Below are 23546 nucleotides of genomic sequence, written 5' to 3' on the forward strand. Positions count from 1 at the left end.
CTCGATTCCGTGGCCGGGTGGGGCAGCGCCTAGGCTTGACGGGTGAATCGGATCGCGCGCATCGCCGGCCCCGCCGTGCTGCTGCTCGTCGGGTTCGTGTCACTCCTCGTCGCCCTCGTCATCGGGGGCGGCGCGAACGCTGCGCTCATCGCCGACCCCGGCGCCGTCGTCCGGTTCGGCTTGCCGATCGCCCGACTGGTGGTCGACCTCTCCGCCGCGGCCGCGATCGGTGGTCTCGCACTCGCGACCGTCGGGCTGTCCCGCACCGCGCCCGAGTGGAACCGCGCGATCGACGTGGCCGCCGGTGCGGCGGGTGTCTGGACCGTGTCGTCGGCCGTGACGACGTTCTTCACCTTCCTCAGCGTCGCCGGCTCGAAGATCAGCATCGACGAGCAGTTCGGGCAGTCGATGGGGGTGTTCCTCACCGGGACGGACCTCGGCCTCGCGTGGCTCGTCACCGTCCTCGTCGCCGCGGCCGTCACGGTGCTGTGCTTCGCCGTGCGCTCCCGCGGGATGGTCGCCCTGACCGCGGGCGTCGCGATGATCGGGCTCGTCCCGCTCGCCCAGCAGGGGCACGCCGCGGGCACGGCGAGCCACGACGCGGCCGTCACCGCACTCGGGCTGCACCTGGTCGGCGCCGCACTCTGGGTCGGCGGACTCGTGATGCTCGTGCTGTTGCGCCCGGTGATCGACGGCGACCGCCTGGCCGTCGTCGTCGGGCGCTACTCGAGCATCGCGCTCGGGTGCTTCGTGCTCGTCGCCGTGTCCGGTGTGGCCTCGGCGCAGATCCGGGTCGGGGCGCTCTCGAACCTCTTCACCGCGTACGGGGTCCTGGTGCTCGTGAAGATCGCGGCCATCGTCGCGATGGGTGTGCTCGGGGTCGTGCAGCGTCGACGGGCGATCCGCGCGCTCAGCACCGCCCCCGAGCGCCGTCGTCCGTTCTGGTTCCTCGTCGTGGCGGAGCTCGCCGTGATGGGCGTCGCCAGCGGGTTCGCCGCGGCACTCGGCCGCACCGCGACCCCCGTCGACCAGGTCGCGCTGAGCAAGACCACGAACCCGTCGCCGGCAGAGTTGCTGACCGACGACGCCCTGCCGCACGCTCCGGGTGCCTGGGGATGGTTGACGGCGTGGAACATCGACCTGTTCTGGCTGATGGCCGCTGTCCTGCTCGCAGCGACGTACACCGCCGGCATCGTCCGCCTGCGTCGCGCCGGTGTGCGCTGGCCCGTGCGTCGGACGGTCGCCGCCGGCATCGCGATCGTCTCGCTCGTCGTCGCGACGTCGGGCTCGCTGCACACCTACGACCGCTTCCTCGTGTCCGCCAACGTCGGGTCGCACGTGCTCCTCGGGCTCGTCGTGCCGGCGCTCGTCTGGGCGTCGGCACCCGTGCAGCTCATCCGTGCCGCCGTGCACCCCCGCGACGACGGCAGCACCGGTGTCCGCGAGTGGACGGGCGTCCTGGTCGACAACCAGGCGGTGCGGTACCTCGTGCAGCCGTTCCCGGCGTTCCTGTTCCTGGCGGCGGCGTGGTGGGCGTTCTTCGTGACCGACGCACTCCGGTGGTCGGTCAGCGACTCGACGGGCCGCACCGTGATCGACGTCGGGTTCCTGCTCGTCGGGCTCCTCGCCGTCCCCACCCTGCTCACGCCGATCGCGGTCGGCGCCCGGCGCGCTTCGATGCCCGCGGCGCTCGTCCGGATCGCCGGGGCGGTCGTCGTCGCGGCCGGTCTGGTGTCGCTCGGCATCGCGATGCGCGGGCCGCTCGGGCTCCTGCAGGCGTCGTGGTTCGGTGCGATGGGCCGGACGTGGGGACCGGATCCGCTCGTCGACCAGGCCCGCGCGGGCGCGCTGCTCGTGGTCGCCGGTGTCGCCGTCGTCGTGACCGTCGTCGTGGTGGTGCTGGTCCGGGTGCGCCGCGCCGTGGCGGAGCCCGCCGTCGACGGACCGCGCAGCGACGACCGGGTGGCGACCCGATGAGCGTCGAGCTCAGTGCCGAGCAGCGGGCCGTCTTCGAGTACATCGAGCACACCCGCGACCACGTGTTCATCACCGGGCGTGCGGGGACGGGCAAGTCGACGCTCCTGAACCACCTTTCGTGGAACACCGAGAAGCAGGTCGTGATCTGCGCGCCGACCGGTGTCGCGGCGCTGAACGTCGGTGGGCAGACGATCCACTCGCTCTTCCGCCTGCCGATCGGGCTCATCGCCGACGCTGAACTCCGGCAGGGGCCGGACACCCGCAAGCTCCTCAACACGATCGACACCCTCGTGATCGACGAGGTCTCGATGGTGAACGCCGACCTCCTCGACGCGATGGACCGCTCGCTGCGCAAGGCCCGCGGGCGTCAGTTCGAGGCGTTCGGCGGCGTGCAGGTGGTCATGTTCGGCGACCCGTACCAGCTGCCGCCGGTGCCGGGCGACGGGGACGAGCGCGCGTACTTCACCGACCACTACCGCTCGATGTGGTTCTTCGACGCCAAGGTCTGGCTCGAGGCGGAGCTCAACATCGTCGAGCTCGCGACCGTCCACCGACAGCGCGACGACGCCTTCGCCGCGATGCTGACGGCCGTGCGGCACGGGCGCGTGACGGCCGACGTCGCCGGGCAGCTCAACGCGGCGGGCGCCCGACCCGCCCCGGACGACGCGATCACCCTGGCGACCCGGAACGACACCGTGGCGCGCATCAACAAGGCCGCGCTCGACCGGCTGCCCGGCAAGGTGCGGACCGCGCGGGCCGACGTCAACGGCGACTTCGGCGGACGGAACTTCCCGGCGGACGAAGCCCTCGAGCTGAAGCCCGGCGCGCACGTGATGTTCCTGCGCAATGACCCCGACCAGCGCTGGGTGAACGGCACCCTGGGGGTCGTGCAGACGATCCGCGACACCGTGTGGGTGGACGTCGACGGGGAGTCGTTCGAGGTCCAGCCGTCGGTGTGGGAGAAGTTCAAGTACTCCTACGACGCCGACAAGAAGGAACTCAAGAAGGACACCGTCGGCGAGTTCCAGCAGTTCCCGCTCCGGCTCGCGTGGGCGGTGACGATCCACAAGTCGCAGGGCAGCACCTACGACCGGGCGGTGGTCGACCTCGGCAACCGGGTGTTCAGCGCCGGGCAGACGTACGTGGCGCTGTCACGGCTGACCTCGCTCGAGGGGCTGTACCTCACGCGTCCGCTGCGGCCGCAGGACATCATCGTTGATCTCGACGTCCGGCGGTTCATGTCCGAGGCGCCGCGGGTGGTGGCGACGGAGCTCGAGGCGGCTCCCGCTCCCGCCCCGGACGCCGACGACGGCGACTGACCCGCCCCCGCGCGACGGCGCGGGCGTGCGACGGCCCGGGCGTGCGACGGCCAGGGCGCGCGCCGGCCAGTACGTGCGCCGGCTCGGACGCACGACGCCCGGGACGCGCGACGGCGAGGCGTGCGGCGGCCCGGACGCACGACGCCCCGCCGGCCACGAGGGGCGGGCGGGGCGTCGGGATGCGCTGGATCAGGCGCGAGCGGTGTCCGCACGGAGCGCGCGGAGGTTCTCTTTGTCGGCGCCGAACGCGGTGAGGAGCAGGATGACACCGACGATCGCGTGGAAGACGTTGTCGGTCGTGTTGAGCGCGAACACGTTCGCCGAGGTGTTCACGAACACGAAGCCGTAGACCGCGAGCACGACGAGGACGGCGCCCACGAGGACGTTCGCGTTCCGCGACCCGATCGTGTTGCCGAGCCCGACGATGAGCAGGACGGCCGCGAGCAGGACCCACAGCAGTGCCAGCGGCGGGTTGACGCCGAACGCGTTCCAGAGCATGCCGCCCTTGCGGCTGAAGAAGCCGGGGTCGCCGTCGGCGGCGAAGAAGAACCCGAGGATGCCCCAGATGAGGAGCAGCGCGCCCACGGTGAGCGCGAGACCGCGGTTCGGGGAAGCGGTGATGCTCGGTTCCTTGATGGCCACTTCGGTTTCCTCCTCGTACGCAGCCGACGCCGTGTACGTCGGTCCGGCGATGCGCGCCGGTGCGTTCGCCCGCGCGCGGCCGGTCGGTGCGTTGCCGGATCCGAAGGTCGCTGTCCCGCGGTTCCCAGGCTCCGACCGGCGTCCCAACGGTATCGTGTCGGACCCCGACCGTCCGAATCGCACGCGCGTGAACAGGCGTGCGACGACACCGACGACCAGCACCCCGAGGAGGACCAGCCCGGTGACCCGAACGCCCGAACGCAGCGCACCCGAGTCGCGTGGACCGAGCGTCTCACGGCGGTTGCGGTGGGGACTGTTGTCGGCTCTGGGGTTCGTGATCGTGCCTCTCGTCTACGCGGTGGCGGTGCTGACGCCGGTGGGGCAGCGGGTCGAGGACGCCGCACTCGGCGGGGTCCGGGAATCCGACCTGTTCTCGTCGGACACTGCCCTGAACGTCATCTCGGTACCGGTGATCCTGTTGCTCGTGGTCGTGATCGCCGCCGTCGCGCTCGCTCGGCGCCGGCTCGCAGTGGGGCTCGGAGCCGGTGTCGTCGTACTCGCTTCGGCGGCCACCTCGACGCTCGTCAAGCGTATCGCCGAGCGCCCGGAGATCGCCCAGTCGACCACGCCGAACTCGTTCCCGTCCGGTCACGCCACGATCGCCCTCGCCGCCCTGTTCGCCGTGCTCATGGTCACGCCGCGTCGGTTCCGCCCGCTCGTCGTGATCGTCGGTGCCGCCTACGCGGTCTTCGTCGCGAATCAGACCGTGGTCTACGGCTGGCACCGGGTCAGCGACATCATCGGCGCGTGCGCGATCGCGCTCTTCTGGGTCGGGGCCGTCCGGGCGTTCGGACCACGGGTCGACCGTGGCGCGCGCGGCGACCGCGACGGACACCGTGGTCCGCGTCGGTTGGTGACCTGGGTCCTCCTCGTCGCCACCGGGGTGACGTTCCTGGTCGGTGTCGCGGCGCTCGTGTACGGCATCTCGGGCGGGGCACACGACCACGGTGCGATCCTCGTCGCGGGCCGGATGGCGTCGAGCGCGAGCGTGCTGGCCGTCGTGACGATCGTGTGGATCGCCGACGGCATGCACCACGCGGCGCGGACGGACTCCGAGGCGCTCCCGGGCCGGTAGCCATCGCATCCGTAAGGGTTACAGGCCTGTAACGCCTCCGGACCGGACGACCGTTGTCCGACTAGCGTCGTCCACACGCCGGCCTCGGGAGCCGGCGTGGACGGGGAACACATGCGGGTGGAGCACACCCCGACGCGGGCACGTCGGGTCCGTGGCACCGTCGCCGCTGCCCTCGGGGCGCTCCTCGTCGCCACCGGGGTGCTCGTCCCCGCGACCTCCGCATCCGCCATGGTCCAGGTCCCGAACGGGCCGGCCGACGAAGGAACACCCGGTGGTACCGCCACAGCGATCGTGCAGAACAAGAGCGCCGGCACCGGGACCTGGACGATCACTGCACCGCCCAACACGACGATCACGGCGGCGCAGTCGGTGCCCGCTCCCGGCCTCGGTCTGTTCACCTGCACGCCGACGAGCGGTGGCCAGCAGGCGGCGTGTGGCACGAGCACGTGGGGCATCGACAACCAGGTCGCCATCACGGTGACGATCGATCCGGCGTCACCACTCGGGACCTTCTCGGGGTCGTCGAGGATCGACCCGTTCGAGGCCGCCGCGCCCTACTCGATCACGGTCGTCGCGCCCCCGGCCCCCACTGCCCCCACCATCACCGGCCCGCCCGCGGGCGACGAGTCGATCGCGACGCAGCCGACGATCACCGGCACGAAGGTGGCCGGTGCGGCGGACACGACGGGAACGACCCTCACGGCCACGATCGACGGCGAGCCGCTGTGCACCGTCGACCCGGCGACGACCCCCGACTGGTCGTGCACGCCGACCGAGCCGCTCGCGGTCGGACAGCACACCGTCAGTGCGACGCAGACGGACCGCTTCGGGCAGGTCTCCCCGGCGGCGACGAGCACGTTCACGGTCCTGGCGCCGGCCGGCCTCAGCGTGACCCAGGCCGGTGCGACGCAGCTCTACGCGGGCTTCCCGGCGATCCGGACCGTCACACTGGCCAACACCGGCGAGGGCGAGGCGCGAGGCGTCCTCCTCACCGCCGACACCGGCGGCCTGCAGGTCCCCGTGTGCGAGCTCGACGGCGCCACGATCGACTGCGCCGGCCTCGCCGCCGGGGTCGACCTCGGCACGATCGCTCCCGGCGACCGGCACGTCCTCCGGCTGACGGTCGCCGCCCGGTCCGGGACCGCCCCCGCGTCGGCGTTCACCATCACGGCCCGGGCGTCCTCCACCACCGCGGCCGTCTCGCCCGTCGAGTCCGGCAGCACCGTCCGCACGATCGCTCCCGGAGCGCCGGTGATCACCGCTCCGGGCAACCGCACGTCGACGACGGACCGCACACCCGAGGTCCGTGGCCGCGGCGTCATCCCGAACGCGGTCGTGACCGTCCGGCAGGGCGAGACCGTGGTCTGCACGGCCACCGCGACGCGGGCCACCTCCTTCGCCTGCACGCCGGAGCGCGCCTTCGCCCTCGGTGCGGTCGCCCTGACGGCGACCCAGACGTACGGGGGCGTCGAGTCCGCGCGCGCGTCGACCGCCTTCACCGTGACGGTCGCGACGCCGGCCCCTCCAGGAGGCGCGGGTGGCCTCCCCGGCACCGGCGGCGGTTCCGCGGGCGGTCCCGGCGGCGCCGGTGGCGGGACCGTGCCGACCGCGCCGAGCACGGCCGGCAGCTCGAGCACGGGAGCCGGGAGCGGTTCGGGCGCCGGCCAGGGGGTCGGGTCGGGAGACGTGGGCGGCAGCACCGGTCCGTCGTCGCCGCCCTCGACCACACCGCCCGCGCCGGGGGAGAGCGCCGGCAACGGCAACGGCAGCGGGGGCGGCGGCGGCACCGGCGGTGCTGGCGCGGGCAACGGCGGCACGGACGACGGTCCCCTCGCGATGGACCTCCGCTTCGGCACGCAGCGCATCGTGCCCGGCACCGCGGCCGACATGCGGGGCACGCTCGGCCCGAACGCCTCCGGGGCGACCGTCGCGATCACGTTCGAGGCCCGGATCACCACCGGCATGGTCTACCGGAACGTGAACGTCGAGGTGGACGACTCCCCGCTCGACTGCACCGTCGCCACGAGCTCGTTCTCGTGCATGATCCCGCTCGACCCCGGGCAGCAGGCGGACGTCGACGTCCGGGTGTACGCCGACCCGGTGAACGCGCCGGACACCGCCGTCCAGCAGATCTCGCTCGCGTCGAACCGGGCGTCGCAGTCCAACGCGATGACGGTGACCACGGCCGTCGCGAAGGGCGAGACCGAGGCGTCGCAGCTGGCCGACCAGATCACGACCTTCAACGCGACGGAGTTCCCCGGTGCGATGGTGCCGCTCCTCGCGATGCTGCTCTTCGCGCTCGCCGCGACCGTCGTCGGCCGGCGGGCGACGAGCGGCCCCGCCGCAGCGGCGACCGCCTCGCCGACCGGGGCCGGTCCGTCGGACCCGAGCCGCGCCTCCAGTCCGACCGCCGCACCGAACGGCCCGACCGCCGCACCGAACGGCCCCGCCACCGACCCGAGCCGACCCACCACCGACCCACCGTCCGGGAGCAACCGATGACCCACACGACCGACGCCCCGACCGACGCACCCGGCGCACCCGGCGCCCCGACCGCGAAGCGCACCCGCAGGAACCCCGCGCCGGTCATCCTGCTCGTGGCGGTGGTCCTCCTGGCCGTGTACTACGTCGTGATCGGCCTCTCCGGAGCGCTCAAGACGACGACCGCCGTCCCGGTGAGCGGGTCGAACAGCCAGTCCGGCGACTACATGACCCTGCGGATGAGCGTGCAGGACGTCGACCTCTCGAACCGGGTGATGCAGGCGAACGTCCTGCCGATCCCGCACGGCTCGTTCGAGGGCGAGAAGGCCGGCGAGATCTCGCAGCCGCTGCGCATCGAGGTCTCGAGCGGCGGGGTGACGACGAGCGTCGTGACGTTCCCGGGGCAGTCGGTGGTGGACGCGACCTCGTTGACGCTGACACTCGACCGGGGCGACACCTCGTACCCGTTCGACCAGCCGTTCGCGAACTTCCAGCTGAGCGTGCAGGACGACGACTCCGGGGACGCCGTGCCGTTCGAGGTCGACATGTCGAACTCCGCCCGGCCGTGGGTGATGAACGCCGAGCGGAGCGCCGCCGAGGTGCAGAGCGACCGCACCCTCGTCCCGATGCAGATCGACGGGCACCGGGACACCCTGAGCGTCGTGATCGTGTCGTTCTACATCATGGCGATCCTCTTCACGACGCTGATGGCCGTCGTGACGATCGGCAGCGCGATCCTCCGGCGGAAGCTCGAGTTCGCGAACGTGATCTGGCTGAGCGCCACGCTGCTGTCGTTCCCGGCGCTCCGGTCGGCGATGCCCGGCGCCCCGCCGATCGGGACGACGCTCGACTTCGTCTTCCTCTTCCCCTGTCTGGCGCTGGTGGCGATCATGTTCGTGTGGACCGGTGCGTACATGCTGTGGCGGGAGTCGAAGGTGCTGCGGAACCGCGTGCTGGACGACGACGCCGCGTAGTCGCCGCTGGCGGGAATGCCTCGGCCTGCGCTACGTTGTACCGAGCAAGTCGATGCAAACGCATCGAAATCGCAGGCGGAGGGACTCCGCGGAAGGCGGCGCATCATGCAGTTCGGCATCTTCACGGTCAGTGACGTCACGACCGACCCGGTCACCGGCCGGACCCCCGACGACACCCAGCGGGTCCGCGACATCCTGACGATCGCCGAGCACGCCGACCAGGCCGGACTCGACGTCTTCGCCACCGGTGAGCACCACAACCCGCCGTTCGTCGCCTCGAGCCCGACGACGATGCTCGGCTACCTCGCGGGACGCACGAAGCACATCACGCTCTCGACGTCGACGACCCTCATCACCACGAACGACCCGGTGCGCATCGCCGAGGAGTACGCGATGCTCCAGGTCATCTCCGACGGCCGCATGGACCTCATGATGGGCCGCGGCAACACCGGGCCGGTCTACCCGTGGTTCGGGCAGGACATCCGCCAGGGCGTCAACCTCGCGATCGAGAACTACGCGCTCGTCCGCCAGCTCTGGGAGAACGACGTCGTCAACTGGCAGGGGAAGTTCCGCACGCCGCTGCAGGGCTTCACCTCGACCCCGCGTCCGCTCGACGGTGTCGCGCCCTTCGTGTGGCACGGGTCGATCCGCACGCCGGAGATCGCGGAGCAGGCCGCCTACTACGGCGACGGATTCCTCCACAACAACATCTTCTGGCCGATCCAGCACACCGAGCAGATGGTGGGCCTGTACCGCCAGCGCTTCGAGCACTACGGGCACGGCCGCGCCGACCAGGCGATCGTGGGGCTCGGTGGCCAGTTCTTCGCGCGGAAGAACTCGCAGGACGCGATCGACGAGTTCCGCCCGTACTTCGACAACGCGCCGGTCTACGGGCACGGCCCCTCGATGGAGGACTTCACCGAGCAGACCCCGCTCACGGTCGGTTCGCCGCAGCAGGTGATCGACCGGTACGCCGCCATGAAGGACCACGTCGGGCACTACCAGCGCCAGCTGTTCCTCGTCGACCACGCCGGGCTGCCGCTCAAGACGGTGCTCGAGCAGATCGACATCCTGGCCGAGGACATCGTCCCCGAGCTGCGGAAGATCAACGAGGAGGGCCGCCCGGAAGGCGTCCCCTCGAACCCGCCGTCGCACGCCGACCGCGTGGCCGCGGCGATGGCCGCCGGCACCCTGGGCAGCGACCACGTCGCCGCCGAGGACGAGTGGACGGGTGCGTCCGTCTGATCGCGTGACCGCTTGACGGCCTGGAGGCGCGGTGCCAGCTGGCACCGCGCCTCCAGTCCGTCTCGGGTCGCGTCTCGGGCCGCGGCCGACCCGTCCGCGAAAGCGACAGTTGCCAGGGGCGGCGCGCCGTCGCTCCCGCCGAAGCGACACCGTGCCGCCTTTCACGGGCGGGATTCTGTCGCTTTCGCGGGCGGCGCCGCGGCGCCTGCGCGGGCCGCAGCCGCGGCCGGGCGGGCCGGGCCGGCCGGGCGGGCCGGGACGAGCTTCAGGCCGACCACGCAGCCGACGATCCCGGCGATGAGCAGCACGCGGAGCGCGGTCACGGGCTCCGCGCCGGTGGCCATGCCCCAGAGGACCGTGAGGGCCGCTCCGGTCCCCGTCCACACCGCGTAGGCGGTGCTGATCGGGATGTGCTTGAGCACGTACCCGAAGGCCCCGAGGCTCACCACGATGGTGATCGCGAAGACGATCGTCGGACGGAGCTCGGTGAAGCCGTCGCTCGCACCGAGGGCGGTGGCCCACACGGTCTCGAGCGCGGCGCTGACGAACAGGACGATCCACGGCACCTCAGCTCACCACCTTCAGGCCGACGACGCAGGCGACGAGCCCGAGCACGAGGGCGACCCGGGCGACGGACGCGGCCTCCTGCCTGCGGAGGATCGCGACGATCACGGTGAGCGATGCGCCGATGCCGACCCAGACCGCGTAGGCGGTACCGACCGGGATCTCCTTCATGGCGAACGCCAGCCCCACCATGCTGAGCGCCATGCCGACGACGAACACGATCGTCGGCACGACCTTCTTGAAGCCGTTCGATGCGCTCAGTGCAGTGGCCCACACTGCCTCGAGCACGCCCGACAGGACGAGGACTGTCCACGCCATGACGGTCTCCCTTCGATCTCGTTCCGCAAGTCGCACGACTGTGCGACAACGAACTCCACGGTAGCACGAACTCGTACGACTGTGCGAGTATTGGCCCGTGGCCAGGAGCATCGACATCGAGGAACGACGTCGCTCCGTGTCCGAGGCGGCGTGGCGGGTCCTCGCCCGTGACGGCCTCGGCGCGTTGAGCGTGCGGAACGTCGCAGCCGAGGCCGGATTGCCGCCGAGCACCGTCCGCTACGTCTTCCCGACGCAGTCGAGCCTGCGCGAGCACACCATCACGCTCGTGTTCGACCGCACCCGGGAACGGATCGCCGCGATCCCCGAGGGGCTGCCGACCCGCGAGCGCGCGCACCAGCTCCTGCTCGAGCTGCTGCCCCTCGACGACGAGCGGGTCGTCGAGCTCGAGGTGTACCTGGCGCTCGCGAACGCGGCCCTCACGGACGCCGAACTGCGGCCGGCGCTCGACCTGGTCGTGGTCGAGATGCGGGAGTGGAGCGAGGAGGTGCTCGAGCTCGTGGGCGTCCCGGCGGCCGACCGCGAGTACGAGGTCCGTCGGCTGCACGCGCTGATCGACGGGCTCGCGATGCACCTCGTGCGGCTCGCCCCGGGGGAGTCCGGCGACTGGGCGATCGACGTGCTCGACCGGCACCTCGACGGGCTCGCGCGGCGCTGAGCGCGGGACGGCGCGCGCCCAGCGCCGCCGCGCCACCACCCCGGTGCACCGCGCGTCGCCTATCCTTGCCCGGTGACGACGACCACGCCGCCGCAGCAGCGCCCCACCGCCGCGTCCCGCTCCCGGAGCCTCACCGGCCCCGGGCTGGTGCTGCTCGCCGTCGCCGTGCTCCTCGGGATCCGCCTGCTCTCGCCGGCCGTCGGCACCGCGGGTCTGCCCGACGTCGTGCAGGACTTCCTCACGCTCGCGATCAGCGTCGTCGTCGAGTCCCTGCCGTTCGTGGTGCTCGGCATCCTGCTGTCCATCGTCGTCGAGGTGTGGGTCCCCGTCGGCGCGCTCGAGAAGGTCCTGCCGCAGCGCCCGATCCCGCGCCGGGCCGTGATCTCCCTGATCGGCATGCTCTTCCCGGTGTGCGAGTGCGGGAACGTGCCACTCGCCCGCGGCCTCATGATGCGCGGCTTCACGCCCGCCGAGGCCGTCACCTTCCTCGTCGCCGCCCCGATCCTCAACCCGCTCGTGATCATCAGCACCGCCCAGGCGTTCGGGTGGTCCGGCTGGATCCTGCCCGTGCGCATCGTCGGCGGCTTCGTCATCGCGAACCTCGTCGGCTGGATCGTCGCCGCGCACCGTCGTCCGACCGAGCTGCTGCTGCCCGTGTTCGAGGCCCGCTGCCGAGCGGCCGTCGGTGCGCCGCGGTCCCGGAACCGCTGGCGGGACAGCGCCGCGCAGTTCGGCGGCGAGACCGCGACGATGATGCCCGCGCTGTTCGTCGGCGCCGGGCTCGCCGCAGCGATCCAGGTCGCCGTGCCCCGGTCCACGCTCGTGTCGATCGGCGCGAACCCGGTGCTCTCCGTCGCGGCGATGATGCTCCTCGCGATGACGGTCTCCCTGTGCTCGAACGTCGACGCCTTCTTCGCGCTGTCCTTCGCGTCGACGTTCCTCCCCGGGTCGATCACCGCGTTCCTCATCATCGGGCCGATCATCGACGTGAAGATGATCGCCCTGCTCCGGACGACGTTCCGTGCGCGCTTCCTGGTGCTGCTCGCCGTCGTCTGCGTCCTGTTCGCCGCGACCGTCGGGTTGGTGATGAATGTCCTCGTCTGAGTCCCGCCTGTCGTCGTCCCTCGGCCTCGGGTCCGTGCTCGCGGTGGCGCTGTGCACGCTGTGGCTCGCCCTCGCCGGGCACCTCGACCTGTACATCAACCCGCGCTACTCGGTCTTCACGGTCGTGCTCGCGGCCGTCGCGGTGCCCGCGTCGATCGCCGGCCTGGTGGTGACCGCGCGCGGACACGGGCACGATCACGACGAGGGGCACGAACACCGCCCAGGAGGCGCGGCTCGCCGCACACGGATCGTCCTCAGCGGCGTGGCCGCCCTCGTCACCGTCGGGGTCACCGCCGCCATGCTGGTCCTGCCCCCGACGACGCTGTCCGCCCGCACCGCGCAGCAGCGGAGCGTCGACTCGGCGACCCTGTCGAACGCCACCGGGTCCCAGGCCGCGGTGTCCCTGCTCGGCAGCACCTCGGTCGACACCTCGGAGTACGGCGTCAAGGACTGGGCCGCCCTCATCCGGCAGACGACCGACACCACGTCGCTCGTCGGCAAGCGGGTCGACCTGACGGGCTTCGTCGTCCCGGGCGCGGACGGGTCCTTCACCCTCACCCGGTTCGTGATCAGCTGCTGCGCGGTGGACGCCCAACCCGTCGGGATCGGGGTCGACACCGACGGGACGGTCCCGGCCCAGGGCGCGTGGGTCCGGGTCCGCGGAGCGCTCGCCGCCAACCCGGACCAGTCGGCCGATGCCCGCATCGTCATCCGCGCCGCCACGGTGCGGGGCGTCGAGCAGCCCGAGGACCCGTATGAGTACTGAGCTGCGAGAACGCCCCCGGAACCGCTTCCGCCGTCGCCTCGTCGCGACCGTCCTGGTGTTCGTCGTCGTCGGCAGCGCCGCGGCGGTCGTCGGATCGCAGCAGGGCCCACGGCTGCGCGACGTGTCGTACGACGCCTCCGGCCTGGTGTCCCGACCGGCACAGCGCGTGATCCTCACCGCGAACCAGGCGATCGAGCGCGTGTCGGCGCAGGACGTCCGGGTCAGTCCGGCAGCGGCCCACACCGTGACGTCGAGCGGCAACACCATCGCGGTCGAGTTCACCGGCCCCTTGGCCTACGACCGCTCGTACGAGATCTCGGTCGCGGGCGTCCGGGCGCCGGGGCAGCGCGCGACCGCCGACCTCCGCACGTCGATCCGCACGGGCAGCACCGACGTGCTCGCGCTGGTCCCGGGTGCCGCCGGGAGCGAGGACCGCATCGTCCGCCGGTCCCTCGACGCCGGGGGCGCGACCACAGTGTACGAGGGGACCGGCATCTCGGAGTACGTCCGCCTCGGCCGGTCGCTCGTCGTTGTGAGCGGCACGGACGCCGGGTCGTCGGTCGACATCGTGCCGCTCGCCGGCGGGGTGCAGGACGAGGACCTCCCGGTCGAGCACCTGACGCTCCCGACCGCCGAGGGACGTGTCACGGCCCTGCACGCCGCCGACGACGGCGCCTCGTTCGGCTTCGAGTACGCCGACACGTCCACCGGTCAGTCGCGCAACGTCGGGCTCTACGTCGTCGACATGACCGGCACCCACCTGCCGACCGCGATCGACGCGAGCGGGAAGCCGAGGACGGGGGCGGTCCCGATGAGCGTCGGGCAGTGGGCCTACGTGCCCCGCACGGAGAGCGCCCTCGTCCGCACCGGCAGCGACGACCTCGTGCTCGTCGACATGAGCGGGCGGACCGACCCCGTCCGGCTGGGGAGCGCCACGTACCTGCACGGCTTCGTCGGCACCGGCACCACGGCGGTGGTCGAGACCGGCACGGGGATCGTCCGCCTCGACCTGACGGACGGGAAGCGCACCGCGCTGCGGGCACCGGCCGGCAGCACCGACGCGGCGTACCTCGGCCGGATCGCCCCGCTCACCGACGACGGCTACCTGCGGGTGGTGGGCGACGTGCGTGCCGACGGGACGCTCGCCCAACGCATCGTGCGCGTGGAGGGGAGCCGCGCCTCCAGGCTGCCCGTCTCCGTCCCCGACGACGCGAGCGTCACGGCCGTCTGCCCGTCCCCGAACGGGCAGTTCGTCGCCGTGGCGACGAAGTCGGCCGGCGGTGTGCTCGTGAGCATCGTCGACGCGGCGTCCGGCGCGCTCGAAGCGAGCGTCGACGCCGGGTCCGTCGACTGGTGCACGGCGTTGCCGTCCGGCGACGAGGTCGGCTAGCGGCGGAGCGTCTGCTTCGGGTACTCCCCGAACCGCCGCAGGTACTCGCCCGAGAACCGGCCCATGTGCGTGAAACCCCACCGGGCGGCGACGTCCGCGACGGAGACCTGACCGACGTGGGAGGCCACGAGGTCCTCGTGGGCGCGACGGAGGCGGACCTCTCGCAGGTACTGCATCGGCGACCGGTCCAGGGTGCGTTGGAACGCCTCCTGCAGCCCGCGGACGCTGAGGTCGGAAGCCCGTGCGACGTCCGACACCGTCAACGGCTCGTGAGCGTGGGCGTGCAGGTACTCGACGGCCGCCCGGATGCGTGCGTTGCGGTGCTGTCCCCATCCCGCCGGGACCGCCTCGGCGCGGAACCGGTACAGGTCGAGGAGCGCCGACGCGACCCCGCGCTGCGCCTCGTGCCAGGCGAGCGACTCGTTCCCCGACGTGCGCAGTGCCTGCACGGACTGCGCGACCGCTCGGCGCCACTCGGCGATCGCCGCGGGCGTCGGCGGCGTCGTCCGGTCGAAGTCGACCGTGCGGTCGACGAGGTACCGCTCCGACGCGACGTCGAGCACGAGGTCACGGTCGAGGTGCACGAGCCGCTGGTCCCAGTCGCGGTAGTCCATGTCGAAGCGTCGCTCGATCGGGAACAGTGTCGGGACACCGTGCTGCAGGCGGATCTCGTCGCGGCCGACGTCGATGGACGCGGAGCCGCTGTCGATCCACTGGACGACGACCTCGCCCTCGACGGCGACATCCCCGCGGAGCGATCCGTGCATCTGCGACCGTCGGATGCTCATCCGCTCGTCGCCGATCCCGACGTAGCGGTACCAGTAGTCGCCGTCGGTGCGGCCGGAGTGCCACGCACGGCCGGCGTACATGCCGGCGAGGTCGGCGACAGCGGTGTCGGTGTCCGTCCCGGCGACGGACACGAGGGATGCGGGGCCCTCCTCCGCCGTGCTGCTCATGCATCGAGTCTGGCGTGAACGGCTGTGCCCGGCCCGCCAGCTGCGCCAGCCGGACGACCGGCTCGCGTTGTGGGGACAGACCGCTGGACGCACGGGAGGCGCGGTGCCAGCCGGCACCGCGCCTCCCGTCGCGTTGGTGGTCGCGTACTAGGCGAGCGTCGCCGCGTCGATCACGAAGCGGTAGCGGACGTCCGAGGACAGGACGCGCTCGTAGGCCTCGTTGATCTGGTCGGCGCTGATGAGCTCGGTCTCCGGCAGGATCCCGTGCTCGGCGCAGAAGTCGAGCATCTCCTGGGTTTCGCGGATGCCGCCGATCGCGGACCCGGCCCAGCTCAGCCGGCGGGGGATCAGGGCGAACGCCGGGACCTCGAGCGGCTCGGACGGTGCGCCGACGTTGACGAGGGTGCCGTCGACCTTGAGGAGGCCGAGGTAGGCGCCCATCGGGATCTTCGCGGAGACCGTGTTGATGATCAGCTCGAAGGAGCTCGCGAGCTTCTCGAACGTCTCCGGGTCCTTCGTCGCGTAGTGGGCCTTCGCACCGAAGCGGAGCGAGTCCTCCTGCTTGGAGGTGGTCTGCGACAGGACGGTGACCTCGGCGCCGAGTGCGACGGCGATCTTCACGGCCATGTGGCCGAGCCCGCCCATGCCGATCACGGCGACCTTCGAGCCGGGGCCGACGCCCCAGTGGTGCAGCGGCGAGTAGGTGGTGATGCCGGCGCAGAGCAGCGGCGCGACCTTCTCGATGTCGAGCGACTCGGGGACGCGGAGGACGAAGTCCTCGTTCACGACGACGGCCTGCGAGTAGCCGCCCTGGGTGATGCTGCCGTCGGCGGGGTCGACGCCGGCGTAGGTCTGGATGTTGCCCTTGAGGCAGTACTGCTCCTCGCCCTTGACGCAGTTCTCGCACTCGCCGCAGGAGTTCACCATGCAGCCGACACCGACGCGGTCGCCGACCTGGTGCTTGGTGACGTTCTCCCCGACGGAGGTGACGTGGCCGACGATCTCGTGGCCGACGACCTGCGGGTACTGGATCTCGCCCCACTCGCCGCGGACGGTGTGGATGTCCGAGTGGCAGATGCCGGCGTAGGCGATGTCGATCTCGACGTCGTTCGGGCCGACGTCGCGACGGGTGATGGTGGTCTTGACGAGCGGCTCGGTGGCCGACGGTGCGGCGTACGCGTTGACGGTGCGCATGGTCTCCTCGTGGGTGGTGCGTCCGGGCCGGTTCCGGCCCTCCACCAGTGTGGTGGAGCGCGCCATCGGGAGGGAGGTCCCGTTGGGGCACCCCTGCACGGAATGCGGGCGTGTCGCGCGCGGGCGCAGGGCTCGCCGTGCGTCAGGCCAGGCGGGCGAGTCGCTGGCCGGCGATCCGGGCGAAGCGCAGCGGGTCGGCGAGGGCGTCGTCCGGCTCGCCCGTCGTCTGCGTGGCCAGCACGGTGAGCGAGGCGGCAGCGTCGAAGTCGTCGAGCGCGGCCTCGATCGCCCCGGCCACGAGCATCGCCCGGGCAGCCGGTGCGTGCGTCGACGCGAGGGTCCGCACCACGCTCGGAACCTTGCCGGCCGCGGACTGCCCGTCGTACCGGCCCTCGCCGGTGATCACCACGTCGGCGCCGTCGAGGAGCGCCGGCAGCCCGAGGACCTCGGCGACGGCGGCCGCTCCGCCCGCCAGCGTCGCACCCCAGGCGAGCAGTCCGAACCCGACACCGCCGGCCGCTCCGGCCCCGGGGGTCGTCGGGTCGACGTCGGGGAAGCAGCGCGCCCAGTCGGCCAGCCGGGCGTCGAAGACGGCGATCCGTTCCGGTGCGATGCCCTTCTGCGGGCCGAACACCGCCGCGGCGCCGGTCGGTCCGAGCAGGGGCGAGGTCACGTCGGTCAGCACGACGGCGCCGTGCTCCGGCAGCCGGCGCATCCACGTGGTGTCGACGCCGGTGACGTCGTCGAGCAGCTCGGCACCCTGACGCGGTCGCGGCGGGTGTTCGGGGACCGCGGGATCGATATGGATGAGTGCTCCCAGCCCGATCAGGGCGTCGGCGCCGCCGTCGGTCGAGGCGCTGCCGCCGATGCCGAGGACGAGCCCGGTCGCGCCGTCGTCGAGGGCGGCGGCGATCGCCTCGCCGAAGCCCCGGCTCGTCGCGGTGTCGGGCAGGACCTCGGGCAGCAGGGGGAGTCCGCTCGTGGCGGCGAGCTCGACCACGGCGCGGCCGTCGGGCAGCTGCAGCCAGTGCGTGTCGACGGGGGCGCCGGCGGGACCGGTGACGGTGATCGGCACCCGGACGGCCAGCGGGATCGCCGTCTCGAAGGCGTCGATCGTGCCCTCGCCGCCGTCCGCCATCGGTGCCAGGACGATCTCGTCGCCCGGACGTTCGGCGAGCCAGCCGTCGCGCACGGCCGCAGCGATCTCGGCCGCCGTCGCGGTCCCCTTGAACGAGTCCGGAGCCACCACGATGCGCACGGCACCACCGTAGCGGACGGCCCGCGCGCCCCGGGTGGTCCGGCCCGCTCGGACGGCAGCGGCGGTTCCGACGGCCGGACGCCCGGCGCCGTCCGTCACCTGCACGGGACCCGCCATCGGCCGGCGTCGGTGACCGTTCTGGTTCGCGAGACCCGGGATTCGTGCACCAGAACGGTCACGGCCGAGACCGAACACGGACACCCACCCGCGGGGTCAGGGGGTGGTGAGCGAGGCGAGGAAGAGCGCCTCGGCCAGGGCCATGTGCTCGATCTCGGACGGGTCGACGCTCTCGTCCGGGCCGTGCACGTTCGCCGCCGGCTCGGACACCCCGGCCAGGATCACCTCGACGTCCGGGATCGCCCGCTCGAGCGTCGCGCACAGCGGAATCGAGCCGCCGCCGCCGAGCGAACCGACCGGGGCCCCGTCGTACGCCTCCGAGAGCGCCGCGCGGAACGCCGCCGACGACGGACCGCCCTCGGCATGGAACCCGGCGCCCACCCCGGTGACCCGAGCTGTCACCTCGACGCCGGCCGGTGCACGCCGCAGCAGGTGCGCGACGAGCAGCTCGCCGGCTGCCGCGGGGTCGACACCCGGCGGCACGCGGAGGTTCAGCGCGGCACCGGCGGTCGCCTGCACGGCCGGCGAGGACCCCGCGACCGCCGGTGCGTCGATGCCCACGACCGTGAGGGCCGGGCGTGCCCAGACCTGGGACGCCGGGTCCGCCGAGCCGATCGGCACCGCGCCGTCGAGCAGCCCGGCGTCGGCGGCGAACCGGTCGGCGTCGTACGGCAGGCCGTCCCAGGTCTGCGAGGCGTCGAGGCCGTCGACCGTGGTGTCGCCGACCTCGTCCCGGAGCGTGGCGAGGAGCGCGACCAGCACCGCGATCGCGTCCGGCGCCGCCCCGCCGAACATCCCGGAGTGCACGGTGCCCCGCAGCGCGCGGACCCGGAGCTCGACGAACGCGGTGCCCCGGAGCGTCGTCACGAGCGCCGGCACCCCGACCGCGGCGTTCCCGGCGTCCATCACGACGGCGGTGTCCACGTGCCGGAAGTCGGCGGCGTGCGACGACACGTACTGCTCGAGGCCGTCGGTGCCCTGCTCCTCCGAACCCTCGACGACCACGACGAGCCCGACCGGGAACGCCCCGTGCACGTCGAGCAGCGCCCGGAGTGCCACGAGGTGCGTGACGATCCCGCCCTTGCAGTCGGCCGCGCCGCGACCGTAGAGCCGCCCCTCCCGCGGTGTCAGGGTCCACGGATCGCTCGTCCAGGCCGCGAGGTCGCCCGCGGGCTGCACGTCGTGGTGCGCGTAGAGCAGCACCGTCGGCGCCCCGGCCGGCGCGGGGTGGGTCGCGATGACCGCCTGCGAGCCGTCCGCGGTGGTGGCGAGTCGCGCCTCCAGGCCGAGGTCGCCGAACGCGACCCGCACCGCCTCCGCGACCCGGTGGCAGTCGTCGAGCGACTGCACGGCGGGGTCGTGGACCGACGGGATCGCGACGAGCGCGGCGAGGTCGTCGAGCCCGGCGGGCATGCGGGCGCGGACGGCGGCGCGCAGCGGGGAGCTGCTCACGAGCGCCCGATCTCCCAGATCCGGAACTCGCCGGACGCGTCGACCGACTTCGACAGCCCGGTCAGCGACCCCTGCCCGATGACGTTCTCCTGCCCGGCGAGCAGCGGGATGAGCGGCACCGACTCGGCGGTGTCCTGCTGGATCTGCTCGATCTGCTGCTTCCGCTTCGCCGCGTCCGGCTCGACGGCCTGCGACGCGACGAGGCCGTTCACCGTGGCGTCGTCGAAGTGGTTCGCGAGCAGGTTCACGTCGGTCGCGCCGTACGCCGGGGTCAGGTACGACGAGGCGTCCGGGTAGTCCTGGAAGAAGCCGAGCTGGAACACGGGGTACTCGCCCTTGCCGACGTTCCCGACGTAGGTGTCCCAGCTGGCCGACTGCAGGTCGACCGTGAACAGGCCGGTGTCCTCGAGCTGCTGCTGGATGAGCGCGTACTCGTCGTCGGAGCCCGAGCCGTAGTGGTCGGTCGTGTACTCGATCGGCAGCCGCACCGGAGTGGTCACACCGGCATCCCGCAGGATCGACTTCGCGTCGGCGCCGTCGTACGCGTCCTCGAACGCCTCGGTCGCGCCCTGGAACCCGTTCGGCACGATCGAGTACGCCGGGGTGTAGGTGCCCTGGTAGACGTCCTTCGCGATCGCCTCGCGGTCGATCGTCGCCGCGACGGCCTGCCGGATCGCCTGCTTCTGCGCGGCATCCTTCCCGGGCATCGTCTGCAGGTTGAAGGCCAGGAACCGGACCTCGCCGGAGTCGCCGTGCACGGTCTGCAGCGAGTCGTCCGAGGACAGCGACGTCACCTCGGTCGGGGTGAGCTGGCGGTAGGCGACGTCGGCGTCGCCCTTCTGCACGGCGAGCTTGAGGTCCGCGGACTTCGTGTACTGCTTGATCGTCACGCTCTTCGTGGCCGGCGCGTCGCCGTCGTACCGAGTGTTCGCGGTGAGGGCGATCGTCGCCCCGCCGTCCGCGGCGTCCTGCAGTGCGTAGGGCCCGGAGCCGACGACCCCGTCGTTCGCGTGCACCTTCGTCGCGGAGAACACCTTCGAGTCCACGATCGCCCCCGCCATGCTCGCGAGCACGTACGGGAACGTCTGGTCGTCCGCCTGCTTCAGGGTGAACGTCACGGTGCTGCCCGACGCCGACACCGACGCCATGTTGGCCAGCAGCGAGCCCGGGCCGTTCGTCGACCCGAGGGACACCTGGCGCTCGAACGAGAACACCACGTCCTTCGCGGTCAGGTCGTCACCGTTCGAGAACGTGAGGCCGTCCCGGATCTCGCACACGTAGTGCGTGCCGTCGGTGAAGTCGCAGGACTTCGCGACCTCGGGGCTGGTCGTGGTCTTCCCGGCGGGGTAGGTGAGCAGGTGCTGGTAGAGCTGCGTCTGCACCGTGTAGCTCCCGCGGTCCCAGGCGCCGGCCGGGTCGAGGGACGTCACGACGTCGGTGGTGCCGACGACGAGCCCGTCGACGGCGTCCGTGCCGGACGAGCCGGTGGACGCGCAACCGGTGAGCACGGCGGCGGCGGTGGCGGTGAGCGCGATGGCGCTGAGGAGTCGGGTCGTCATGTTCCTGAGGGAGTGGGGTGGTGCTTCGAGAGGGAGAAGCGGGCCGGGGGGTGGTGGCCCGTCGGTCGCGAGGTCGGCGATCATGTCGCCGAGCAACGGAGCGAACTTGAAGCCGTGGCCGGAGAACCCGGTCGCGACCGTGACCGGACCTCGACGGTCGATCACGAAGTCCTCGTCGGGGGAGTTGTCGTACAGGCAGCTGATGAACGTCGGCTTCGTCGCGTCGACCCCCGGCACGTACCGGGCGACGTACGCCTGCAGGCGCTCGGCCTCGGCGGGCACGGGGGTGAAGTCGCGGTGGTCGGGGTCGACCACGGGGCCGGTGCCGTGGAACCCGACCTTGACGCCCTCGCCCGGGGTCAGCAGGCCGTACACGTCGTCCCCGTCGGCCCAGTGAACAAAGCTCGGCCAGGCCTCGTCCGGCAGGTGGCTGGGGAAGTGGGCGGGCTGCTCCTGCGTGACACGGAGGGCCGGGAGGCGCGCCCCGCGTTCCGCGAGCAGGTCGCCCACCAGCGTGGGTGCCCACGACCCCACGGCCGCGATCACCGAGGACGTGCGGTGGGTGGACCCGTCGGACAGTGTCACGGTCACCTCGTCGCCGTGGTCCTCGAGCCCGGTGACCCGGGTGTCGAAGCAGAGGTCGGCGAGCCCCGTGCGGTCGGCCAGCGTGAGGAACACCTCGATCGCGCGGTCGGACCGGATCCGTCCCGCGGTCGCGTGCGTCAGGACGTGCCCCTCGAACGCGATGCCCGGCCAGCGCGCGGCGGCGGCGTCCGGGCTGAGGGTCTCGTGGGGGATGCCGGCGTCCGCGAGCGCCGTGGCGATGGCGTCGACGACCGCGGGCCGCCCGTGGTCGACGGCGCCCGTCCGGACGATCAGCTCCTCGCCCGCCGCGGCCTCGAGCGCCTCCCACAGTGCGAGCGCCCGGGTGGTCAGTGCGACGTACTCGGCATCGGCGTAGCCCTGCCGGAAGATCCGGGTGGCGCCGTGCGACGACCCCCGGTGGTGCCCCCGCTCGTGCTGCTCGACGAGCACGACGCGCTCGCCGCGGAGCGTGAGGGCGTACGCGGTGGCGGCGCCGACGACCCCGCCGCCGATCACGACGTGCGTCGTCGTCCGGTCGCTCATGCCGTCGCTCCGGCTCGTCGGGCATCGGCCTCGCGTCGGGCCGGCATCATCGCCACGACGTCGGCCTCGCTCGGCGCACGGGCCGGGAAGCGTGCGGGGTCGTACCGGCTCGAGTCGCCGAGGGTGGTCGTCCCGGTGACGCTCAGCTCGGCGGCGATCCGGCCGAGACCGGGGCCGTGGGTGACGCCGGACTCGTTGTCCCCGCCGGCCACCACGAGCCCGGCGAGTTCGGGGACCGGGCCGACGATGAAGTTCCGGTCGGCGGTCATCGACACCACGCCCTGCGTCGGGGTCTCGTCCGCTCCGAGCACGCTCGCCGCCTCTGGGAGGAGCCGCGCGACGATCGGGTGCACGGAGGTCCGCACGGCGTCGAGCAGGTCCGTCCGGACCGGGCGGCGCGCGGGATCGGTGCCCCGGTCCGCGCCACCGACGTGCAGCGCCTCGTACCCGCTCCCGGCGCCGTAGGTCAGGCCGCCGCGGTGCTCCCGGATCCAGAGCCCCTCGAGCTCGGGGAGCATCAGGGTCGGCAGCGTGCCCGGCAGGCCGAACGGCTTCGTGACGAGGCGACTCGCGACCACGCGCACCGTCGGGAGCTCGCGACCGAGGGGCGCGAGCAGGGCGTTCGTCCAGCTGCCGGCGGCGAGGACGACCCGCGCGGCGTCGATGACCTCGCCACCCGCGGTCCGGACGCCCGTGACGGAGCCGTCCCGCGCCTCCAGGCCCGCGACCGCGGTGTGCTCACGGATCGCGACGCCCTTCGCACGCAGCGCACCGACCAGCGCGGCGGCCGTGTCGGGCGCGCTGATCTGGATGCCGTCCGGGTGCAGGAAGCCGGCCGTCACGGCGGACGGGTCGAGCCCGGGGACGAGCTCGGCCGCCTCCGCCGGGGTGAGCGTCCGCGCACCGGCCGGGCGCAGCGCGTGGTCCTCGAACGGCGGGATGTGGTCCGCGCGGCCCTGTTCGGTGACCGTCAGCCAGACGTTCCCGTTGCGGCGGTAGCCCGTCGGACCGTGGCCGGACCCGGCCAGCCGCCGGTAGAAGTCGATGCCGTACTGCTCGACGTCGCGTTCGGACTCGTTCCAGTACCAGGCGTACCCGGCCGCCCACTGGCCCACGAACCCGGCGCCGGCGGTCGTCGTGCCACCGGCGGCGGGGCCGCTGTCGACGAGGACGACGCGCTGCCCGAGGTCGGCGAGGTGCCACGCGGTGCTCAGACCGATGATGCCGGCGCCGACGACGACCGTGGGGGAGTCGGGGGAGGACATGACCAGATCGTAGTTGCCCGGCGTCC

The 23546-nt window shown here is 72.6% G+C and carries 19 protein-coding genes; 10 read left to right on the forward strand and 9 right to left on the reverse strand.

The window, feature by feature from the left end; all coding sequences use genetic code 11:
- Positions 1–42 precede the first annotated feature (42 nt).
- Both HWD93_RS06885 and HWD93_RS06890 read left to right on the forward strand, forming a co-directional pair.
- Complete coding sequence (locus HWD93_RS06885) at positions 43–1977, forward strand: cytochrome c oxidase assembly protein (protein WP_092384772.1); 1935 nt, start codon at positions 43–45, stop codon at positions 1975–1977.
- Entirely contained in the window at positions 1974–3296 is a 1323-nt protein-coding gene (locus tag HWD93_RS06890) for an ATP-dependent RecD-like DNA helicase (RefSeq protein ID WP_070417142.1), read from the forward strand. The genes HWD93_RS06885 and HWD93_RS06890 overlap by 4 nt, the downstream gene beginning before the upstream one ends.
- Positions 3297–3485: 189 nt before the next feature.
- Here the strand turns inward: HWD93_RS06890 and HWD93_RS06895 are convergent, their stop codons facing one another.
- Positions 3486–3938 (reverse strand): DUF4383 domain-containing protein, encoded by a 453-nt coding sequence (locus HWD93_RS06895; RefSeq protein WP_175473751.1) that lies wholly within the window; start codon positions 3936–3938, stop codon positions 3486–3488.
- Between the two features lie 340 nt (positions 3939–4278).
- On the opposite strand from HWD93_RS06895, the gene HWD93_RS06900 reads away from it, so the two are divergent.
- The 4 genes from HWD93_RS06900 (at position 4279) to HWD93_RS06915 (ending at position 9773) form a co-directional block, all read left to right on the forward strand.
- Complete coding sequence (locus tag HWD93_RS06900) at positions 4279–5073, forward strand: phosphatase PAP2 family protein (RefSeq protein WP_181015154.1); 795 nt, start codon at positions 4279–4281, stop codon at positions 5071–5073.
- A 96-nt stretch (positions 5074–5169) separates the two neighbouring features.
- Positions 5170–7575: an Ig-like domain-containing protein gene (locus HWD93_RS06905; protein ID WP_261646422.1), complete on the forward strand. Its 2406-nt coding sequence runs from the start codon at positions 5170–5172 to the stop codon at positions 7573–7575.
- Positions 7572–8528, forward strand: coding sequence for a DUF4436 family protein (locus HWD93_RS06910; protein WP_092384764.1), 957 nt, complete (start codon positions 7572–7574; stop codon positions 8526–8528). The genes HWD93_RS06905 and HWD93_RS06910 overlap by 4 nt, the downstream gene beginning before the upstream one ends.
- 105 nt (positions 8529–8633) lie before the next feature.
- On the forward strand, positions 8634–9773 hold the full coding sequence (locus HWD93_RS06915) for an LLM class flavin-dependent oxidoreductase (RefSeq protein WP_070417138.1): 1140 nt from the start codon (positions 8634–8636) through the stop codon (positions 9771–9773).
- A gap of 161 nt (positions 9774–9934) precedes the next feature.
- Here the strand turns inward: HWD93_RS06915 and HWD93_RS06920 are convergent, their stop codons facing one another.
- Both HWD93_RS06920 and HWD93_RS06925 read right to left on the reverse strand, forming a co-directional pair.
- Positions 9935–10339 (reverse strand): multidrug efflux SMR transporter, encoded by a 405-nt coding sequence (locus HWD93_RS06920; RefSeq protein WP_261646423.1) that lies wholly within the window; start codon positions 10337–10339, stop codon positions 9935–9937.
- 1 nt (position 10340) lies between these two features.
- Positions 10341–10655 (reverse strand): multidrug efflux SMR transporter, encoded by a 315-nt coding sequence (locus HWD93_RS06925; RefSeq protein ID WP_071303405.1) that lies wholly within the window; start codon positions 10653–10655, stop codon positions 10341–10343.
- 97 nt (positions 10656–10752) lie between these two features.
- On the opposite strand from HWD93_RS06925, the gene HWD93_RS06930 reads away from it, so the two are divergent.
- The 4 genes from HWD93_RS06930 (at position 10753) to HWD93_RS06945 (ending at position 14591) form a co-directional block, all read left to right on the forward strand.
- Positions 10753–11331, forward strand: a complete 579-nt coding sequence (locus HWD93_RS06930) for a TetR/AcrR family transcriptional regulator (protein WP_261646424.1) — start codon at positions 10753–10755, stop codon at positions 11329–11331.
- A 72-nt stretch (positions 11332–11403) separates the two neighbouring features.
- A complete protein-coding gene (locus HWD93_RS06935; RefSeq protein WP_261646425.1) occupies positions 11404–12435 on the forward strand; it encodes a permease in 1032 nt (343 codons plus the stop codon).
- A complete protein-coding gene (locus tag HWD93_RS06940; RefSeq protein WP_261646426.1) occupies positions 12422–13201 on the forward strand; it encodes a TIGR03943 family protein in 780 nt (259 codons plus the stop codon). Before HWD93_RS06935 ends, HWD93_RS06940 begins: the two co-directional genes overlap by 14 nt.
- Positions 13191–14591 carry a lactonase family protein gene (locus HWD93_RS06945; protein ID WP_261646427.1) on the forward strand — a complete coding sequence of 467 codons (1401 nt, stop codon included), beginning with the start codon at positions 13191–13193 and terminating at the stop codon, positions 14589–14591. The genes HWD93_RS06940 and HWD93_RS06945 overlap by 11 nt, the downstream gene beginning before the upstream one ends.
- On the opposite strand, the gene HWD93_RS06950 is transcribed toward HWD93_RS06945, so the two are convergent.
- The 6 genes from HWD93_RS06950 to HWD93_RS06975 all read right to left on the reverse strand — a co-directional run bounded on the left by HWD93_RS06950 (position 14588) and on the right by HWD93_RS06975 (position 23520).
- Complete coding sequence (locus HWD93_RS06950; RefSeq protein WP_261646428.1) at positions 14588–15547, reverse strand: AraC family transcriptional regulator; 960 nt, start codon at positions 15545–15547, stop codon at positions 14588–14590. The two genes, HWD93_RS06945 and HWD93_RS06950, sit on opposite strands and share 4 nt — an antisense overlap.
- A gap of 147 nt (positions 15548–15694) precedes the next feature.
- On the reverse strand, positions 15695–16741 hold the full coding sequence (locus HWD93_RS06955; protein ID WP_229085913.1) for an NAD(P)-dependent alcohol dehydrogenase: 1047 nt from the start codon (positions 16739–16741) through the stop codon (positions 15695–15697).
- Between the two features lie 142 nt (positions 16742–16883).
- Positions 16884–17999: a glycerate kinase gene (locus HWD93_RS06960; RefSeq protein ID WP_261646429.1), complete on the reverse strand. Its 1116-nt coding sequence runs from the start codon at positions 17997–17999 to the stop codon at positions 16884–16886.
- A gap of 213 nt (positions 18000–18212) precedes the next feature.
- Positions 18213–19568 carry a M20/M25/M40 family metallo-hydrolase gene (locus HWD93_RS06965; protein WP_261646430.1) on the reverse strand — a complete coding sequence of 452 codons (1356 nt, stop codon included), beginning with the start codon at positions 19566–19568 and terminating at the stop codon, positions 18213–18215.
- Positions 19565–22255: an FAD-dependent oxidoreductase gene (locus tag HWD93_RS06970; RefSeq protein ID WP_261646431.1), complete on the reverse strand. Its 2691-nt coding sequence runs from the start codon at positions 22253–22255 to the stop codon at positions 19565–19567. Before HWD93_RS06970 ends, HWD93_RS06965 begins: the two co-directional genes overlap by 4 nt.
- Positions 22252–23520, reverse strand: a complete 1269-nt coding sequence (locus HWD93_RS06975; protein WP_261646432.1) for an FAD-binding oxidoreductase — start codon at positions 23518–23520, stop codon at positions 22252–22254. The genes HWD93_RS06970 and HWD93_RS06975 overlap by 4 nt, the downstream gene beginning before the upstream one ends.
- Positions 23521–23546 lie beyond the last annotated feature (26 nt).

The organism is Curtobacterium sp. C2H10 (assembly GCF_025407985.1).
Classification (GTDB): domain Bacteria; phylum Actinomycetota; class Actinomycetes; order Actinomycetales; family Microbacteriaceae; genus Curtobacterium.

Coding starts and splice junctions, on each gene's coding strand:
- HWD93_RS06955 (WP_229085913.1), bottom strand. CDS start 16,741: ATGCGCACCGTCAACGCGTACGCCGCACCGTCGGCCACCGAGCCGCTC.
- HWD93_RS06890 (WP_070417142.1), top strand. CDS start 1,974: ATGAGCGTCGAGCTCAGTGCCGAGCAGCGGGCCGTCTTCGAGTACATC.
- HWD93_RS06940 (WP_261646426.1), top strand. CDS start 12,422: ATGTCCTCGTCTGAGTCCCGCCTGTCGTCGTCCCTCGGCCTCGGGTCC.
- HWD93_RS06915 (WP_070417138.1), top strand. CDS start 8,634: ATGCAGTTCGGCATCTTCACGGTCAGTGACGTCACGACCGACCCGGTC.
- HWD93_RS06950 (WP_261646428.1), bottom strand. CDS start 15,547: ATGAGCAGCACGGCGGAGGAGGGCCCCGCATCCCTCGTGTCCGTCGCC.
- HWD93_RS06970 (WP_261646431.1), bottom strand. CDS start 22,255: ATGAGCGACCGGACGACGACGCACGTCGTGATCGGCGGCGGGGTCGTC.
- HWD93_RS06945 (WP_261646427.1), top strand. CDS start 13,191: ATGAGTACTGAGCTGCGAGAACGCCCCCGGAACCGCTTCCGCCGTCGC.
- HWD93_RS06975 (WP_261646432.1), bottom strand. CDS start 23,520: ATGTCCTCCCCCGACTCCCCCACGGTCGTCGTCGGCGCCGGCATCATC.
- HWD93_RS06925 (WP_071303405.1), bottom strand. CDS start 10,655: ATGGCGTGGACAGTCCTCGTCCTGTCGGGCGTGCTCGAGGCAGTGTGG.
- HWD93_RS06910 (WP_092384764.1), top strand. CDS start 7,572: ATGACCCACACGACCGACGCCCCGACCGACGCACCCGGCGCACCCGGC.